General features: G+C 63.4%; 14 protein-coding genes, 1 tRNA gene and 1 pseudogene. 10 read left to right on the top strand and 6 right to left on the bottom strand.

Features of this window, described 5'->3' with window-relative positions; all coding sequences use genetic code 11:
* Positions 1-96 precede the first annotated feature (96 nt).
* Positions 97-873: an alpha/beta hydrolase gene (locus tag EJ071_RS38335; RefSeq protein ID WP_189521409.1), complete on the top strand. Its 777-nt coding sequence runs from the start codon at positions 97-99 to the stop codon at positions 871-873.
* A 51-nt stretch (positions 874-924) separates the two neighbouring features.
* Complete coding sequence (locus EJ071_RS38330; RefSeq protein ID WP_189521408.1) at positions 925-1,296, top strand: zinc-binding dehydrogenase; 372 nt, start codon at positions 925-927, stop codon at positions 1,294-1,296.
* Between the two features lie 168 nt (positions 1,297-1,464).
* On the opposite strand, the gene EJ071_RS03340 is transcribed toward EJ071_RS38330, so the two are convergent.
* Both EJ071_RS03340 and EJ071_RS03335 read right to left on the bottom strand, forming a co-directional pair.
* Positions 1,465-1,541, bottom strand: a tRNA-Arg gene (locus EJ071_RS03340).
* A 194-nt stretch (positions 1,542-1,735) separates the two neighbouring features.
* On the bottom strand, positions 1,736-3,229 hold the full coding sequence (locus EJ071_RS03335; RefSeq protein ID WP_126096809.1) for a HAMP domain-containing sensor histidine kinase: 1,494 nt from the start codon (positions 3,227-3,229) through the stop codon (positions 1,736-1,738).
* Between the two features lie 257 nt (positions 3,230-3,486).
* On the opposite strand from EJ071_RS03335, the gene rpmH reads away from it, so the two are divergent.
* The 6 genes and pseudogenes from rpmH to yihA all read left to right on the top strand — a co-directional run bounded on the left by rpmH (position 3,487) and on the right by yihA (position 8,853).
* On the top strand, positions 3,487-3,621 hold the full coding sequence (gene rpmH / locus EJ071_RS03330; protein ID WP_008833937.1) for a 50S ribosomal protein L34: 135 nt from the start codon (positions 3,487-3,489) through the stop codon (positions 3,619-3,621).
* Positions 3,622-3,637: 16 nt separating this feature from the next.
* Positions 3,638-3,991: a ribonuclease P protein component gene (gene rnpA / locus EJ071_RS03325; protein ID WP_126096808.1), complete on the top strand. Its 354-nt coding sequence runs from the start codon at positions 3,638-3,640 to the stop codon at positions 3,989-3,991.
* 13 nt (positions 3,992-4,004) lie between these two features.
* Complete coding sequence (gene yidC / locus EJ071_RS03320; RefSeq protein WP_126096807.1) at positions 4,005-5,834, top strand: membrane protein insertase YidC; 1,830 nt, start codon at positions 4,005-4,007, stop codon at positions 5,832-5,834.
* Between the two features lie 80 nt (positions 5,835-5,914).
* Positions 5,915-7,269, top strand: a pseudogene (locus EJ071_RS03315) (IS3 family transposase).
* A gap of 277 nt (positions 7,270-7,546) precedes the next feature.
* Complete coding sequence (locus EJ071_RS03310; RefSeq protein ID WP_126096806.1) at positions 7,547-8,185, top strand: CatB-related O-acetyltransferase; 639 nt, start codon at positions 7,547-7,549, stop codon at positions 8,183-8,185.
* A gap of 86 nt (positions 8,186-8,271) precedes the next feature.
* Positions 8,272-8,853: a ribosome biogenesis GTP-binding protein YihA/YsxC gene (gene yihA / locus EJ071_RS03305; RefSeq protein ID WP_245460301.1), complete on the top strand. Its 582-nt coding sequence runs from the start codon at positions 8,272-8,274 to the stop codon at positions 8,851-8,853.
* 283 nt (positions 8,854-9,136) lie between these two features.
* Here yihA and EJ071_RS03300 read toward each other — a convergent pair whose 3' ends face one another.
* Together EJ071_RS03300 and EJ071_RS03290 are read right to left on the bottom strand one after the other, a co-directional pair.
* The gene (locus tag EJ071_RS03300) at positions 9,137-11,587 is read right to left on the bottom strand and encodes a DNA translocase FtsK (RefSeq protein ID WP_126096804.1); all 2,451 of its coding nucleotides are present in this window, start codon (positions 11,585-11,587) and stop codon (positions 9,137-9,139) included.
* 348 nt (positions 11,588-11,935) lie between these two features.
* Positions 11,936-12,634, bottom strand: coding sequence for a TetR/AcrR family transcriptional regulator (locus EJ071_RS03290; protein WP_126096803.1), 699 nt, complete (start codon positions 12,632-12,634; stop codon positions 11,936-11,938).
* A 135-nt stretch (positions 12,635-12,769) separates the two neighbouring features.
* Between EJ071_RS03290 and EJ071_RS03285 the strand changes: the two genes are divergently transcribed.
* Positions 12,770-13,954, top strand: a complete 1,185-nt coding sequence (locus EJ071_RS03285; protein WP_126096802.1) for an HlyD family secretion protein — start codon at positions 12,770-12,772, stop codon at positions 13,952-13,954.
* Positions 13,955-14,055: 101 nt separating this feature from the next.
* On the top strand, positions 14,056-15,630 hold the full coding sequence (locus EJ071_RS03280; protein ID WP_245460300.1) for a DHA2 family efflux MFS transporter permease subunit: 1,575 nt from the start codon (positions 14,056-14,058) through the stop codon (positions 15,628-15,630).
* Between the two features lie 99 nt (positions 15,631-15,729).
* Here the strand turns inward: EJ071_RS03280 and msrB are convergent, their stop codons facing one another.
* Together msrB and EJ071_RS03270 are read right to left on the bottom strand one after the other, a co-directional pair.
* Entirely contained in the window at positions 15,730-16,233 is a 504-nt protein-coding gene (msrB, locus tag EJ071_RS03275) for a peptide-methionine (R)-S-oxide reductase MsrB (protein WP_126096800.1), read from the bottom strand.
* A gap of 209 nt (positions 16,234-16,442) precedes the next feature.
* Entirely contained in the window at positions 16,443-17,000 is a 558-nt protein-coding gene (locus tag EJ071_RS03270) for a fasciclin domain-containing protein (protein ID WP_126096799.1), read from the bottom strand.
* Positions 17,001-17,088: the final 88 nt, after the last annotated feature.

The following is a 17,088-nucleotide window of genomic DNA, read 5'->3' as shown; positions in this document are numbered from 1 at the left end:
ACCAGAGGCCTGCGGCCATTGCCGGAGAAATCCGGTCTTCCCATCGCCTGGCCGGCCCAGTCGGCCGATTCAATCAACCATGAAGGAACATGTCGGATGAAAATACTATTTGCAGCCTTGGCAATTGCCAGCGCCTTGTTCGGCAATGCATATGCGCAGACCAACAAACCCACCGTCGTTTTGGTTCATGGCGCATTCGCCGATTCGTCGAGCTGGAACGGCGTCGTTAAAATCCTGGAGAAGGATGGCTATCCCGTCGTAGCTGTCGCTAATCCGCTGCGTGGCGTCAAAAGTGACGCCGGCTACGTCGCCGACATCCTTGGTTCTATCAAATCGCCTGTTGTCCTCGTTGGCCATTCCTACGGCGGCTCCGTCATCAGCGACGCGGCCGAAGGCCATGCGAACGTCAAGACGCTGGTCTATGTCGCGGCCTTCGCGCCTGATGCGGGCGAGACCGCCGTGCAACTCGCCGGCAAATTTCCCGGCAGCACGCTCGGTCCGACCCTCGCGCCGCCGGTCACCCTGTCAAGTGGAGGCAAGGATCTCTACATCCAGCAGGAAAAATTCCACGATCAGTTCGCCGCCGACGTCCCCGAAGCCGAAGCCAGACTGACGGCCGCGGGGCAGAGGCCTATCGCAGAAGCTGCGCTGAATGAAATCCAAACTGAAGCAGCGTGGAAAAAGCTTCCGACCTGGTTCATCTACGGAGACGGCGACAAGAACATACCGGCGGAAGCCTTGGCTTTCATGGCTGCTCGGGCCCACTCGCGGGATACCGTGGTTATCAAGGGCGCCTCGCATGTGGTGATGGTGTCGCACCCCGAATCCGTAGCGCGACTGATCGAGAAGGCCGCTACGGAGGCATCACGATGAAAGCGGTCGTAATGGCTACTCAAGGATACCAAAGGGCAGTTCGCGCAAGAGGTGCTTCGCCTGTCCGGCGGCGACGGCGTCCACGTCGTCTATGACGGCTCAGGGCCGAAAACCTTCCAGGGATCGCTCGACTCACTGCGCCGTTCCGGCACTTTCTGCTGGTACGGCCCGGCGCTCGGCGGTCCCGGTCCGCTCGATATCATGAGCCTGCCGAAGAGCATCAAGATCGGCTATGCCGTCTTCTCCGATCATATCCACACTCCGGCACTCCTTCACGCTCGCTCCAGTCAGCTATTCGACTGGATAACAAGCGAAAAGCTGAAGGTTAGGATCGGCGGCATCTACCCGCTTGCCGAGGCAGCACAGGCGCATGCCGACATGGAAAGCCGCGCCACGACAGGCAAGCTTCTGCTCATCCCGTAATCTCTGGCATTTTCCAGAAAGCGCAGCAAAAGGTCCCGCAATTGCTTTGACTGCCATCCGTCCCTCTCGGCACAAGGGTGATGCCTCGTATGCTGACGAGAAGACCTCGCGCTCGGCAGACCAATTTCTCTCTCTGGTCTGCGGCGCCCTGCTAAGTCCTTGAAATTATGGCGCGCCCGAAGAGATTCGAACTCCTGACCCCCAGATTCGTAGTCTGGTGCTCTATCCAGCTGAGCTACGGGCGCGCATCAGGCCGTGTAAGACACACAAGCCCCGCGACCCAGTCAAAAAGACCGGCCGCGAAATGTGGAGTGTTCCCTAACGACTGAATTTGCGAAAAGCAAGCCGATCCGGCAAAAGTTTTGTCGCAGGTGTTTTGCCAATGTGGAGGTGTGGCGAGATTCAGGTCAGGCCGGCCTCACCTGAATCGTGGCACACCTCAGGCAGGTCGGCGCAAACTTCCGCGCGCCTGGTCGAGCCGCACCGGCTGGTCGGGGATGGTGACGGCGAAGACCGTGCGGCCGCCGATCGATTCGACAAGCTCCACCGTGCCGCCATGGGCGCGGACCAGCTCATGGGCGATCGCAAGACCCAGCCCGGTGCCGCCGCTGCGCGCCGAGCCGCGGAAGGCCGCGAAAAGGTTCTCGCGCGCCTTGGGCGGCAGGCCGGGCCCGGTGTCGGTGACGGTGATGCGGCTGACGCTGCCCGAGCGCTCGGCCGAGACGGCGAGACGGCGGACCACCGCGCTCTCGGTATCGGCTGCCATCGCCTGCACCGAATTGCGGCAGAGATTGGTGAGCACGCGGAACAGCTGGTCGGAATCGGCATCGACCTCGAAGGTGAGATCGACGGCATTGATGAACTCGATGCCTTCCTCGATGTCGAGCAGGCCGTGCACGTCGTCGACCAGCTGGCGCAGCCGCAAGCGGCGGCGCGACGGCGCCGGCTCCTGCGTGCGGCCATAGGCGAGCACGCCTTCCGAATAGGCGACGGCGCGGTCGAGCGCGCGAAGGAGCTTCGGCGCGAAAGACTGCACGGTCGGGTCCTTCACCTGGCGCAGGCGATCCGACATCAGCTGCGCGGAAGCGAGGATGTTGCGCATGTCGTGGTTGATCTTCGACACCGCGAGGCCGAGATCGGCGAGGTGCTTCTGCTCGGAAAGCATCTTCTGCAGCCGGTCCTGCATCTGCGCCAGCTCGCGCTCGGCGACGCCGATCTCGTCGGAACGCTCCGTCGGGCAGATTATTCGCCCGGGATCGTCAGGCGCCTCGGAGAAGGACAGGATCGAGCGCGTCATGGTGCGGATCGGGCCGATCATGATCAGGTCGATCGCCGCGTAGACGAGCATGGCGGTGAACAGCGAGATCAGCAGCGAGACGACGGCGACGTTGCGCGAATAGCGCAGCATCGCGTTGCGCAGACTGTAGTCCGGCATGATCAGCTCGAATTCCTTGTCGCTGTCGCCGACCGGCCCGAAGACTCGCAGCATTCGGTTGCCGCCGGCGAACAGTGTCTCCAGCGCGCCGGTCATGCCGTTGACGAGGCCGACATTGGCGATGTCGACATGCTCGTCGACCTTCGGCGGCATGTCGGCCACGACCAGAAGCCGCGAGACGCCGCCGTCGCGCACCGCGATCGCCTTGGCGCCGATCGCCATCAGCACGTCGTTCTGGGCGGTGTGCGACAGCGAGTTGGGCTCGCCCTGCAACAAGACGATCGACACGGCGGCGGCGGTGCTCAGCCGTTCCTTCAGCCAGTTCACCCGGTAGCTGGCGATCCAGGGCAGGAAGATCAGGATTTCGGCGAGCAGCACGAAGACGATGGTGAGCAAAAGAAGCTTCGTCGACAGGCCGCGCGACAACGGCACCCGGCGCGGCGAACTCACCGTCTCCGGGCGTGCCTTTTCATCCGTGGACAGGACTTCACTCGTCATGACGCGGTCTTCACGAAGGCTTGATCGGTCAAGATTATGCGATTTGCGGCTTTTTTGCCAATTTCGCCTCTGGCCCCGTGAAAAAAATGCTCCTGGACGGGCCGGATTGACTTCCAAAAACCTTCTTTCTATAAGCCCGCTCACGCTCGGGCCATTCGTCCCGGCGCGGTTTCGATCGCGCCTAACACCGGCCCGGCCAAGCTCCTGTTACAGAGTGACAGAATCAAGAAGGGCCGCACGCCGCGGTATTAAAACAAATGAAGCGTACCTACCAACCGTCCAAACTCGTCCGCAAGCGCCGGCACGGTTTCCGTGCCCGCATGGCCACCAAGGGTGGTCGCGGCGTCGTTGCCGCCCGCCGCAACCGCGGCCGCAAGCGGCTCAGCGCCTGAACGAAAGACGAGATCGTTGCCCGCAACCGGCAAGCCAAAGGGACAGGTTCCCGGGCGGCTTCTGAAACGCGCGGACTTCCTGGCTGTGCGCGGCGGCGAGAAGCGCCGCGGGCGGCTTTTTCTCGTCGAGGTTCTCGACCGTGGCGACGTTTCTGCGCCGCGCGTCGGCTACACCGTCACCAAGAAGGTCGGCAACGCCGTGGTGCGAAACCGCGTCCGGCGGCGGCTGAGAGAAGCCGTGCGCACGCATGCCGCCGATGACATGGCGCCCGGCAATGACTATGTCATCGTCGGGCGCGAAGACGTGCTTGCCATTCCGTTCGGCCAGTTGAAGGCCGAGCTTTCCCGCCGGCTGCGCGGAACACGATAGGCCAAGGCTTTCGATGGAAAACAACCGCAATTTCTTCATCACCATCGCGCTGTCGGTGCTGATCCTGACGCTGTGGCAGGTGTTCTACATGAACCCGCGCATGGAGCAGCAGCGCGAGACGGCACGCATCGAACAGCAGCGCGCCGAGGCGCAGAAGAAGGAAGCGGGCGGCGGCGCCAATTCCGGCGCCGCCGGAACGCCGGCCCCGGCTCCGGGCGCCATTCCCAATGCGCCGGGCGCCGAGAGCGCGACGCCGCAGAATCTGGAGCAGGCGCTCGCGGCAACCACGCGCGTCAAGATCGATACGCCGAGCCTGTCCGGTTCGATCAACCTCACCGGCGCACGCCTCGACGATCTCAAGCTCAAGCACTACACCGAGACGGTCGACAAGAATTCGCCTGAGATACAGCTTCTCAACCCGGAGCCGTTGCCCAACGGATATTTCGCCGAGATCGGCTTCGTCGGCGACAGCAATGTCGGCACGCTGCCCGGGCCGAAGACGGTGTGGAACGTCGACGGCAATGCGACACTGAGCCCCTCGACGCCGGTGACGCTCACCTTCACCAACGACAAGGGGCTGGTCTTCAAGCGCACCTTCTCGGTCGACAACGACTATATGTTCACGGTTTCCGATACCGTCCAGAACACTGGCGGCGCTGCCGTCTCGCTGTTCAACTACGGCCGCGTCGCCCGCTTCGACAAGCCGGCGGTCGCCAGCACCTACGTGCTGCATGAAGGCCTGATCGGCGTTACCGGCAGCGAAGGCCTGCAGGAGCACAAATACGCGGCGATCGAGAAGGACAAGCAGTACAAGCCCGGAAAGTCGACCGACGGCTGGCTCGGCATCACCGACAAATACTGGGCGGTGACGTTGATTCCCTCGGAGAAGCAGCCGTTCCAGCCCAACTACTCCTATGTCGACATCAACAACGGGCTTCGCCACAGCTACCAGTCCGACTACATGACCGATGCGATCACGGTCGCGCCTGGGCAATCGACGACGGTCGAGACGGAGATCTTTGCCGGAGCCAAGGAAGTCGCCAAGGTCAATGCCTACGCGCAGGACCGCAACATCCGGCTGTTCGATCGGCTGATCGATTGGGGTTGGTTCATCTGGATAACCAAGCCGATGTTTTACCTCATCGACACGCTGTACAAATTCTTCGGCAATTTCGGGCTGGCGATTCTGGCCACCACCGTCATCGTCAAGGCCATCTTCTTCCCGCTCGCCAACAAGTCCTACGCGTCGATGGCGAACATGAAGAAGGTGCAGCCGAAGATGCTGGAAATCCGCGAGAAATACGCGGACGACAAGATGAAGCAGCAGCAGGCGATGATGGAGCTCTACAAGACCGAGAAGATCAATCCGCTGGCCGGCTGCTGGCCGGTGGCGCTGCAGATCCCGGTCTTCTTCTCGCTCTACAAGGTGCTCTACATCACCATCGAGATGCGGCATGCGCCGTTCTTCGGCTGGATCCACGACCTTGCCGCGCCCGATCCGACCTCGCTGTTCAATCTGTTCGGCCTGCTGCCGTTCGCAGCACCCGCCTTCCTGCCGCATATGGGCGCCTGGGCGGTGGTGATGGGCATCACCATGTTCCTGCAGATGCGGATGAACCCGGCGCCGCCGGACCCGACGCAGGCCGCGGTCTTCACCTGGATGCCGGTGATCTTCACCTTCATGATGGGCAGCTTCCCTGCCGGTCTCGTCATCTACTGGGCCTGGAACAACCTGCTCTCGATCCTGCAGCAGGGCGTGATCATGAAGCGCCAGGGTGCCAAGATCGAATTGTGGGACAATCTGGCGGCGCTGTTCCGCAAGAAACCATCGCCGGCGGAATAGCCGGCACCCGACCCGACAACAAAGACCCCGGCACGTTGAACTGACCCCCGAAAGTTGGACACAACCTTCGGGGGTTTTGCATGTCCAAACACAGTGCGCGTTTCAAGCGCTCGGTTGTCGATAGCTATTTGTGCGGGGATGAAAGCTACGCGAGTGCGGCGTCTAAGCGTGGAGTTGACGCGGCGACTGTGCGCAAGTGGGTTGCTTTGTACCAGGCGCATGGCGATGCCGGGCTGTCGCGGAAGTACGGTCGTTACGATGTGGCGTTCAAGCTGTCGGTGCTCGAGCGGATGTGGAAGGACGGTCTGTCGCATCGCCAGACGGCGACGCTGTTCAATATCCGCAATTCCGGTTGCCTGACGGGCTGGGAGAAGCACTATCATGCGGGTGGGATAGAGGCGCTCGGCCCCCGCCCCAGAGGACGACCCATGTCAAAGCCGCCGGCCCCTGCGGTGCCTGTTGCAGCCAGTGACGAGGCCAAAAGCCGCGAAGAATTGCTGGCCGAGTTGAAGCAGTTGCGGATGGAGAACGCCTACCTAAAAAAACTGAGGGCCTTAACGCAGGAACATGCGCCCAAAAAGCGCAAGCCGTCCAAGCGTTAAGGCCGTTTTATCCGCTTAAGGGCCTGCTCGACCTGGCGAAGCTGCCGCGCAGCACGTTCTATTACAGGCAAAAGGCGGCCTCGCGCCCGGACCGTCATGCGGCGCTGAAGGAGGCGATCAAGGCCATCTTCGACAGCCACAAGGGCCGCTATGGCTATCGCCGGGTGACCGCGCAACTGCGCCAGTTGGGCCAATGCGTCAACCACAAGACCGTCCAGAGCCTGATGGCCGGGATGGGATTGAAGTCACTGGTCAGGCCGAAGAAGTATCGTTCCTACAGGGGCGAGATCGGGCGGACCGCTCCCGATCTCTTGCCGCGCAAGTTCGGCGCCGACCGCGCCAACCGCAAATGGGTGACCGACGTGACGGAGTTCAGCGTGGCCGGCGACAAGCTCTACCTGTCTCCCATCATGGATCTCTACAATGGCGAGATCGTCGCCTTCGAGACGGCGCGCCGGTCGCGCTTCAAACTGGTGGACAACATGCTGACCAAAGCCTTCGCCCGGCTCAACGAGGACGAGCGGCCGATCCTGCATTCCGATCAGGGATGGCAATACCAGATGTCGGCATTCCAGCGCAGGCTGGAGGCCAGAGGCCTTGCACAGAGCATGTCACGCAAAGGCAATTGCCTCGACAACGCACCGATGGAGAGCTTCTTCGCCACACTCAAGTCCGAGCTCTTCCATCCGGAAAGGTTCGACACTGTCCAAAGCCTCGATACGGCCATCAAGGGCTACATCGACTATTACAACCACCGCCGCATCAAACTGAAACTGAAAGGGCTGGCCCCTGTGCAATACAGGACCCAGCCCTTAAATCTACCAGCTCAATGAACCGTCCAACTTTACGGGGTCAGTTCACGTCCGGGGTTTTTTGTTGCGGCTGGAAACTCAGGCCCGGCATTCCTCGTAGCTATCCAGTCCTCCCCAACGAGCCGGACGGCTTCCGGCGCAGCGACGCCGGTGTTTGGGAGGCCGTCCGGCAGACCGGGGTACCCGCGGCGGGACCCCGGTCTTTTCAGTATTGGAACTGCTCTAAGGTCGGCCCGGTAGACCGGCACATCAAGCATCCCTATAAACTCCCTCTTGTTTCGAGGGTGTGGAACAGCCCATGACCGGACCTAATCCCAACATCAAGCACCCCATCGCGATGCATCCGCGCGTCGGCTTCCTGAAGGGGCTGGTCACCGCGCCGAATATCGAGATCGGCGACTTCACCTACTACGACGACCCCGACGGCCCGGACAAATTCGCCGAGAAATGCGTGCTGCACCACTACCCCTTCATCGGCGACAGGCTGATCATCGGCAAGTTCTGCGCCATCGCCGAGGGCGCGCGCTTCATCATGAACGGCGCCAACCATGCCATGTCCGGCTTCTCGACCTATCCGTTCAACATTTTCGGCCATGGTTGGGAGGAAGGGTTCGACCAAGAGACCTGGTCCAAGGAGATCCGCGGCGACACGATCGTCGGCAATGATGTCTGGATCGGCATGGATGCGGTGATCATGCCCGGCGTGAAGATCGGCCATGGCGCGATCGTTGCCGCGAAATCGGTTGTCACGCATGACGTGCCGCCCTATTCGATCGTCGCCGGCAACGCGGCCAAGGTGGTGAAGATGCGCTTCGACGAATTCACGGTGCGGCGGCTGTTGAAGGCGGCCTGGTGGGACTGGCCGGTCGACAAGATCAGCCGCAACCTCAACGCCATCCGTGGCGCCGACATTTCCAAACTGGAGGCTGCGGTTTGAACGCGCCAAACACGACATCCGATAAAACGACGATCAACACCGACCTGTTCACCCGCGCCTGGATCTTCATCCGTGGTGTGCCGTCGATGAAGTTCCTGCCGCCGGAAGGGCCGCCGGAGATCGCCTTTGCCGGACGCTCCAATGTCGGCAAATCCTCGCTGATCAATGCGCTGGTCGGCCACAAGGGCCTGGCGCGCACCTCGAACACGCCGGGGCGCACACAGGAGCTAAACTATTTCGTGCCGGACGGGTTCTCCGGCGAGGGTGCCGACCTGCCGCCGCTGGCGCTGGTCGACATGCCCGGCTACGCCTATGCCAGCGCGCCCAAGGACAAGGTCGACGCCTGGACGAAGCTGATCTTCGAATACCTGCAGGGACGCGTCACGCTGAAGCGCGTCTATGTGCTGATCGACGCCCGCCACGGCATCAAGGCTAAGGACGAGGAGGTGCTGTCGTTGCTCGACAAGGCGGCGGTCTCCTACCAGGTCGTGCTGACCAAGACCGACAAGATCAAGGCGGCCGGCGTGCCGAAGCTGGTCGAGGAAACGCTGGGCAAGATCAAGAAGCGCCCGGCGGCCTTTCCGGCGGTCCTGGCGACATCCTCGGAAAAGGCCGAGGGACTCGACGAGCTGCGCGCGGCGATCGCGCTGGTGGCGAACGGCGGGTGAGGCGACGCTCGACCGGCGCTACCGCAAGGACCCTTGTGGCAGGGCGGTAATCGCATATGGCGTTCCCCCACTCCGTCTCGGCTTCGCCGAGCCACCTCTCCCCCACATTCGTGGGGGAGAGGAAAAGCCAACCGCGAAGGTCGCAGCCTTGAAAAGCCTGGGTTCCTCTCCCCCATGAACATGGGGGAGAGGTGGCCGCGCAGCGGCCGGAGTGGGGGCTGGCGCCGCCATATACGATCGCTTCGGTCCGTAAGCGCGTCAGACCCGCCCCATCAATCGCTACTCAATCCGTCTCGTCGCGCTCAGCCGCATGATCCCGCCGGCCGGCGAGGATTTCACGCTTGCCGACATGGTTGGGGGTGCCGACCAGGCCTTCCTTTTCCATGCGTTCGACCAGCGAGGCGGCGCGGTTGTAGCCGATGCCGAGGCGGCGCTGGATGTAGGAGGTCGAGCATTTCTTGTCGCGCTTGACCACCTTGACCGCTTCCTCGTAGAGGGCGTCGCCATCCTCCTCGGCGATCGAGCCCTTGTCGAAGACCGGACCGGTGTCGGCCGCCTCTTCTTCCTCTTCCTCGCCGGCAGTGACCGTGTCGAGATATTCCGGGCGGCCTTGCGCCTTCAGATGCGCCACGACGTGCTCGACCTCCAGATCGGAGACGAAGGGCCCATGCACGCGCACGATGCGCCCGCCGCCAGCCATGTGCAGCATGTCGCCCTGGCCGAGCAGCTGCTCGGCGCCTTGCTCGCCCAGGATGGTGCGGCTGTCGATCTTGGACGTCACCTGGAAGGAGATGCGGGTGGGGAAATTGGCCTTGATGGTGCCGGTGATGACGTCGACCGACGGGCGCTGCGTGGCCATGATCAAGTGGATGCCAGCGGCGCGGGCCATCTGCGCCAGCCGCTGGATGGCGCCTTCGATCTCCTTGCCGGCGACCATCATCAGGTCGGCCATCTCGTCGACGATGATGACGATGTAGGGCATCGGCGCGAGGTCGATCTCCCGTTCCTCGAACAGCGGCTCGCCCGTACCCTTCTCGAAACCGACCTGAACCTGCATGACCACGACCTCGCCGCTGTCGCGGGCAGCGGCGGCGCGCTGGTTGTAGCCGTCGATGTTGCGCACGCTAAGGCGCGCCATCTTGCGGTAGCGCTCCTCCATCTCGCGCACCGCCCATTTGAGCGCCGTGACCGCCTTCTTGGAATCGGTGACTACGGGCGTGAGCAGATGCGGGATGCCGTCATAGACGGACAATTCCAGCATCTTGGGGTCGACCATGATGAGGCGGCATTCCTCCGGCTTCATCCGGTAGAGCAGCGACAGGATCATGGTGTTGATGGCGACCGACTTGCCCGAGCCGGTGGTGCCCGCGACCAGCAGATGGGGCATCTTGGCTAGGTCGGCGATGACCGGCTCGCCGCCGATCGTCTTGCCGAGGCCGAGCGCCAGTTTGCAGGCCGTGTTGCGGAAGCCGGCCGATTCGATCAGCTCGCGGAAATAGACCGTCTCGCGTGTTTCGTTGGGCAATTCGATGCCGATGACATTGCGGCCCGGCACCACGGCGACGCGTGCCGAGACGGCCGACATGGAGCGGGCGATGTCGTCGGCGAGCCCAATGACGCGGCTGGATTTCACGCCCGGCGCCGGCTCGAACTCGTAGAGTGTTACGACCGGACCCGGGCGGACATGAATGATCTCGCCCTTGACGCCGAAATCCTCCAGCACGCTTTCGAGCAGGTCGGCGTTCTGTTCCATCCGCTCCTGCGACATGTAGAAGCCCTGGCCTTCCGGCGGCATCTGCAGCAGGTCCTCGGAAGGAAGCGCGTAGCCGGCCGGGGCAGCCGACGGCGCGACCTTGCCGGCGACAGGCAGGGAGGGTGCTGACCTTGCGGTCCGCGCGCTCCTTCCTACGGGAACCGGCGCGGCAGCGGTCGCTTCGGGCGCGCGCGGTTCGGTCTCCGCCGGAGCGGACCGGGCGACAGGCGGGGCGGACGGCACTGTCCCGGAAGCAGGACTTGCAGCCGGCCCATTCGAGCGCCATTCGATGACGCGGTAGAACGACGTCGCCTCGCCCAAGGCGGCGGGGCGGACCTGGCTCGGCTGCGCCGCCGGATGCGCCGGCGCGGGGGCGGTCGGCGGCCGCACAGGATCGTTCAGTCGTGCCCGCGCCAGGCGCTCGGCAAGCAAGGGCATGCTGAACTCGAAGAACGCATCATCGGAAAGATAGGACCAGCGAAATTTCGGCGGTTGCGGTTGTAGCTTCGGCGCCTGCGCGGTGACGGCCTGCGATGGCGTGGCGCTGGCTTGCCGTTGCACCGTGGGAGCGATGGGGGCTGCGGCGGGAATCGGCCGGACCGGATTAGCCGCCGCAGGCGCCGGCGGCACGGGGCGGATGGTATCGTCTCGGGACACCATCGCCTTGGCCGGCGCTTCATCATCCGGTTGCGGTGCAGGCCGCTTATCGGAATCCGGCGTGCGGGTGAACCGCACATTGGGCGCGAGAAAGAAATACTGCTGCCAGGCCGGTTGGCTGAATTCGCCGGCGCCGGCCGAATCAAAGGAGCCGGAGTTCGCTTCGCTCTCAACAGGGGTTCGCAGCGTGACGACCTGCCCCGTTTTCCCTCGCTGCGGCGAATCCGCGCCGCGATCCCGCGCCCTCTCCGGACGATCGTAATCGTCGTTGTCGTAGGTGGAAGCACCGGAAGGATTGGCACGGGAGAAACGCATGGATGTCATTCTCGAGACTCATCGAACGGAGGTGTCCCGAGACATAGGAACCGATGGTTAACAAGCCCTTCCGGCAGGCTCGCGAAGGAGGCGATCGGGAGATCGAAACGCTGGCGGGACAGCACCCCCCTCTGTGCTGCCGGACATCTCCCCCTCAAGGGGGGAGATTGGCGGCTTAGGCGCGGCGCTCTTCTTTCGACGTCGACAATTTTTGCGAAAGCCGAAGCGACATCCGATCTCCCCCCTTGAGGGGGAGATGGCCGGCAGGCCAGAGGGGGTGCTGTCCCGCGACGCTTCGGATTTCTACACTGCAGCGGCGTTCTCCGCCGAAGGACGACGAACCGACAAGCGCCTAGCTCAGACCGATTCCGATACCTTCTCCTCGGCGGCGAGCTTTTCGGTGCCGTAGGCCTTCAGGAAGACGTTGACGCCGGAGCGGACGACATGCTCGATCTCGGCCGGGCTCGGCGCCTTGGTACGATAAGAGAAGATGCACTGGCGGAAGAGGCCGGCCAGGCACAGCTCGGTGAACTGGTAGGCGGCGAGGTCGACATCGTCGATCGCAAGCAGGCCGCGTTCGACGGCTTCATTGAGGAAGACCATCACCTTGTCGTGGCCGCGCTTCGGCCCGCGCTCGTAAAAGCGGGCGCCAAGCTCGGGAATCCTGTCGGAGGCGCCGACCACCGTGCGCTGCGCCTGGATGACCTTGGCCGAGGTGATCTTGGCCGAGAGCACCGTGCCGAACTTCACCAGCGTCTTGCGCAGGTCCTCGAAATGGTCGAGCACCTCATACATGTTCCTGAAGATGGTGCCGCGCTCTTCCTCGATGAGGGCCTCGAACAGCTCTTCCTTGTTGGCGAAATAGACGTAGATCGTGCCCTTGGAGACGCCGGCCTCGCGCGTGATGTCGTTCATCGAGGCGGCCTCGAAGCCTTTGTCGATGAAGACGCGGCGCGCGCCTTCGATGATCTGGGCCCGCTTGACCGGATCCTGCCCGGCCGCCGGACGGCCTTTGCGCAGGTCGAGCAGATCGCTGTCCGCTGTCGTTTCGACCATTAAAGTCACACCTCACGAAATATTTCGAACCAAGCGGTTCGATTTGCACTTGATATGGGCCTCTTTACACGCTATGTCAATCAGCAATTCGAACCGAACGGTTCAGTCTGACTGACCTACTCCAGAGAGATTACCATGTCCTCGAACGCGCCCGCCACCGCCGAAGTCCGTACGTTTCCCAACGCCAAGGTCCAGCCGTCGACCGAAGCTCCGGAAGTGCCTCTGCAGCCCGTACCCGTCGCGCCTGTCGAAGCGCCGGTCAAGAAGAAGCGCTCTGTCCGTTCGTTCCTCCTGCCGATCATCGGGCTTGCCCTCCTCGGCGCCGGCTCCTGGTACGGCTACAACTACTGGAGCGACGGCCGGTTCATGATCTCCACCGACGACGCCTATGTCCAGGCCGATATGTCGTTCGTGTCGCCGAAGATCTCCGGTTATGTGGATAAGGTCCTGGTGAGCGAGAATCAGCAGGTCAAGGCCGGCGATCCGCTGTTCGTCATCGACGACGGCGACTATAAAATCGCCGTTGCCCAGGCCGAGGCGCAGATCGCGACCTTGGCGAAGACGCTCGACCGCATCGACGCCCAGACCAAGGCGGCCCAGGCCTCGCTGGCGCAGGCCGAGGCGCAGAAGATCGCCGACCAGGCCGCCGCCGACAATGCGGCGCGCGCCCAGGACCGCGCGGCGCAGCTGCTCAAGACCCATGTCGGCACGCAGGCGCAGCTCGACGATGCCCAGACGGCGCTCGACCAGGCCAAGGCCGCTCTTGCCGGCGCCGACGCGCAGATCACCGCGGCGCAGGCCAATATCGGCGTGCTCGAAGCCCAGCGCGCGGAGCAGGCGAGCACACTCGCCTCGCTGCAGCTCACCCGCGACAAGGCCCAGCGCGACCTTTCCTTCACCGTGCTCAAGGCGCCCTATGACGGCGTCGTCGGCAACCGCTCGGTCGAGCAGGGCGACCTCGTCAGCCCCGGCCAGAAGCTCGCCGTCGTCGTGCCGATGGACAAGCTCTACATCGTCGGCAACTTCAAGGAGACGCAGCTCGGCCGGCTGGTGCCCGGCGAGAAGGTCAGCATCACCGTCGACGCCATCGACGGCCAGACCTTCGAAGGCACGGTTTCGTCGCTGGCGCCGGCCTCTGGCGCGGTGTTCTCGCTGCTGCCGCCGGAAAACGCCACCGGCAACTTCACCAAGGTCGTGCAGCGTGTTCCGGTCCGCATCGACGTGCCGGCCGATGTGCTGAAGACCGGCAAGCTGCGCGCCGGCTTGAGCGTCGTCGTCGCCGCCGACAGCCGCACCGCGCCGGCCTCGACGACGAACTAGGCACTTTTGGGGGGCGGTTCAGTGGCTGATTGAGTGCTGAGCCGCCCAGCCTGTTTCAGGGAGCCCATCAAATGGCAACCGCAACCATCACCGCAGGATCAATGCCTGCACGGCCGGCCGCCGCCGCGCCCGCCGACCATATGCCGGTGCGCCGCGTCATCGCCTTCCTGGCGATGGTGTTCGGCATGTTCATGGCGATCCTCGACATCCAGATCGTCTCGGCATCGCTCGCCGAGATCCAGGCAGGCCTGAGCGCCAGCTCCGACGAGATCCCGTGGGTGCAGACCGCCTATCTGATCGCCGAAGTGGTGATGATCCCGCTGTCAGGCTTCCTCAGCCGGATGCTGTCGACGCGCGTCCTGTTCACGATCGCCGCCGCCGGCTTCACCGCGGCCAGCGCGCTCGCCGCGACCGCGACCAACATCGACCAGATGATCGTCTACCGCGCCATCCAGGGTTTCATCGGCGGCGGCATGATCCCGAGCGTCTTTGCGGCCGCCTTCACCATCTTCCCGCCGTCGCGGCGCGCCGTCGTCTCGCCGATGATCGGCCTGGTGGCGACGCTGGCGCCGACCATCGGTCCGACGGTCGGCGGCTATATCAGCCATGCCATGTCCTGGCACTGGCTGTTCCTGATCAATGTCGTGCCCGGCATCCTGGTGGCGACGGCCGCCTGGTCGCTGATCGATTTCGACAAGCCGAACCTCAAGCTGTTCTCCAAGTTCGACTGGTGGGGCCTCGTCGGCATGGCCGCTTTCCTCGGATGCATGGAATATGTATTGGAGGAAGGCCCGAACCATGACTGGCTGCAGGAGCCGGCCGTCTTTGCCTGCGCCATCATCATGACCATCGGCGGCATCATCTTCTTCTGGCGCGTCTTCACCGCCGAGGAGCCGATCGTCGACCTCCGGGCCTTCACCAATGTCAACTTTGCCTTCGGCTCGCTGTTCTCCTTCGTCGTCGGCATCGGCCTTTACGGGTTGACCTACCTCTATCCGGTGTTCCTCGGCCGTATCCGCGGTTACGATTCGATGATGATCGGCGAGGCGCTGTTCGTCAGCGGCCTGGCGATGTTCTTCACGGCACCCGTTGCCGGCATCCTGTCGAACAAGATCGATCTCAGGCTGATGATGATGATCGGCTTCATCGGCTTCGCCACCGGCACATGGTGGATGACGCATCTCACCGCCGACTGGGATTTTTATGAACTGCTGATCCCGCAGATCCTGCGCGGCTGCTCGATGATGCTGTGCATGGTGCCGATCAACAACATCGCGCTCGGCACGTTGCCGCCGGAGCGGCTGAAGAATGCGTCGGGCCTGTTCAACCTGACCCGCAATCTCGGCGGCGCCGTCGGCCTGGCCGTCATCAACACGGTGCTGATCGACCGCAACGCCTTCCACTACGCAAGGCTCTCCGAGCATGTCGAGTGGGGCAGCCAGGCCGCGCAGACCAAGCTGCAGAACATGACGCTGAATTTCGAGCAGACCGCCGGCCTCGATGCTACCAGTGCCGCGATCTCGAAGCTGTCGGGCATGGTCCATCAGCAGGCGGCGCTGCTGTCCTTCATGGACGTGTTCATGATGCTGACCGTGCTGTTCGCCTCGCTCGGATTTTTCGTGCTGTTCATCAACAAGCCGGCCCAGCAGGGCGGCGGTGGCGGCGGAGGCCATTGAGGAGCCGGAACCCCCGCCTGGCGTCCTCAACGAGTGACCCCGGAAGTCGGCGACGATTTCCGGGGTCATGTCTTTTCCAAAAGAGATCGACGTGCTGCCTCAGGCCGCGGCCGGCTTGAAGCTCAGCGCCACGCCGTTGATGCAGTGGCGCAGGCCGGTTGGCGGCGGACCGTCGTCGAAAACATGGCCGAGATGGCCGCCGCAGCGGCGGCAATGCACCTCGGTGCGGGTCATGCCGAGCGAACGGTCCTCGGTCTTGCCGATGGCGTTGGGAATCTCCTGCCAGAAGCTCGGCCAGCCGGTGCCGGAATCGAATTTCGTCTCCGACGGATAGACCGGCAGGTCGCAGCCGGCGCAGGCGAAGATGCCCTTGCGGTGCTCGTTGAGCAACGGGCTGGTGCCCGGATATTCGGTGCCCTCCTTGCGCAGCACGTCGAAGGCGGCATCGGAAAGGATGGCGTGCCATTCGGCATCGGTCTTGACGACCTCGAAGGTCTCGGCGGCGAGAGCGGGCTTCGGTCCGCCGGTGCGCAACGCCACTCCAGTGCCGATCATCAGGGCGGTCGCGGCCGCGCCGCTCCAAAGAAAGTCGCGACGGTTCATCACCATTTCTCCTGCTGTCTATTTGCCAGATTCAGCGGCCCACGGGAAATCAAAAGGCCGTTGACGCCCCTTTGACGGGCGCTCCGCACAGGGCTCCGATGACGAAGCCACGGCGCGGAGCGGACGCTTACCGATCGCGGAACACACAAACAAAACCACGCGACCGGTCAGAAGGAACTACTGCCTGTTCGTCGACAGCAAGCCTTTCGTTACATCTTCGGCAAGAGAACCTTGTCGATGACGTGGATGACGCCGTTCGACTGGCGCACGTCGGCGATCGTGACATGGGCGACGTTGCCGTTCTCGTCGGTCACGCTGACCTTGCCCTTCTCCGACTTCAGCGTCAGCGCGCAGCCGCCGACCGTCTTGACCTCATGCGCGCCGCCGTCGGCCTTGGCCATCTTGGCGACGTCGGCGGCCAGCGCCTTGGCGGCGATGACGTGGCAGGTGAGGATCTTGGTCAGCTTGTCCTTGTTCTCGGGCTTGAGCAGCGTCTCGACCGTGCCGGCAGGCAGCGCGGCAAAAGCCTCGTTGGTCGGGGCGAAGACGGTGAACGGGCCGGCGCCCTGCAGCGTGTCGACAAGGCCCGCGGCCTTGACGGCGGCGACCAGCGTGGTGTGGTCCTTCGAATTGACGGCATTCTCGATGATGTTCTTCTTGGCATACATCGGCGCGCCGCCGACCATCGGATTGGCGGCATAGGCAACGGCGCCGAGCGCGGAAAGGCCGATCGTCGAGGCAAGCAAAAGGGTGGCGAGTTTACGCATGATATCAGTCTCCTCGGGTTGTTTTTCCCGTCGTTGGGAACGCGAGGAGATACGAGGCATCAAAAACTTAGTTTCGCGAACCTGGAAG

The sequence above is a fragment of the Mesorhizobium sp. M1B.F.Ca.ET.045.04.1.1 genome, assembly GCF_003952465.1.
GTDB lineage: Bacteria > Pseudomonadota > Alphaproteobacteria > Rhizobiales > Rhizobiaceae > Mesorhizobium > Mesorhizobium shonense.
This window is presented reverse-complemented; position numbering and strand designations above follow the sequence as displayed.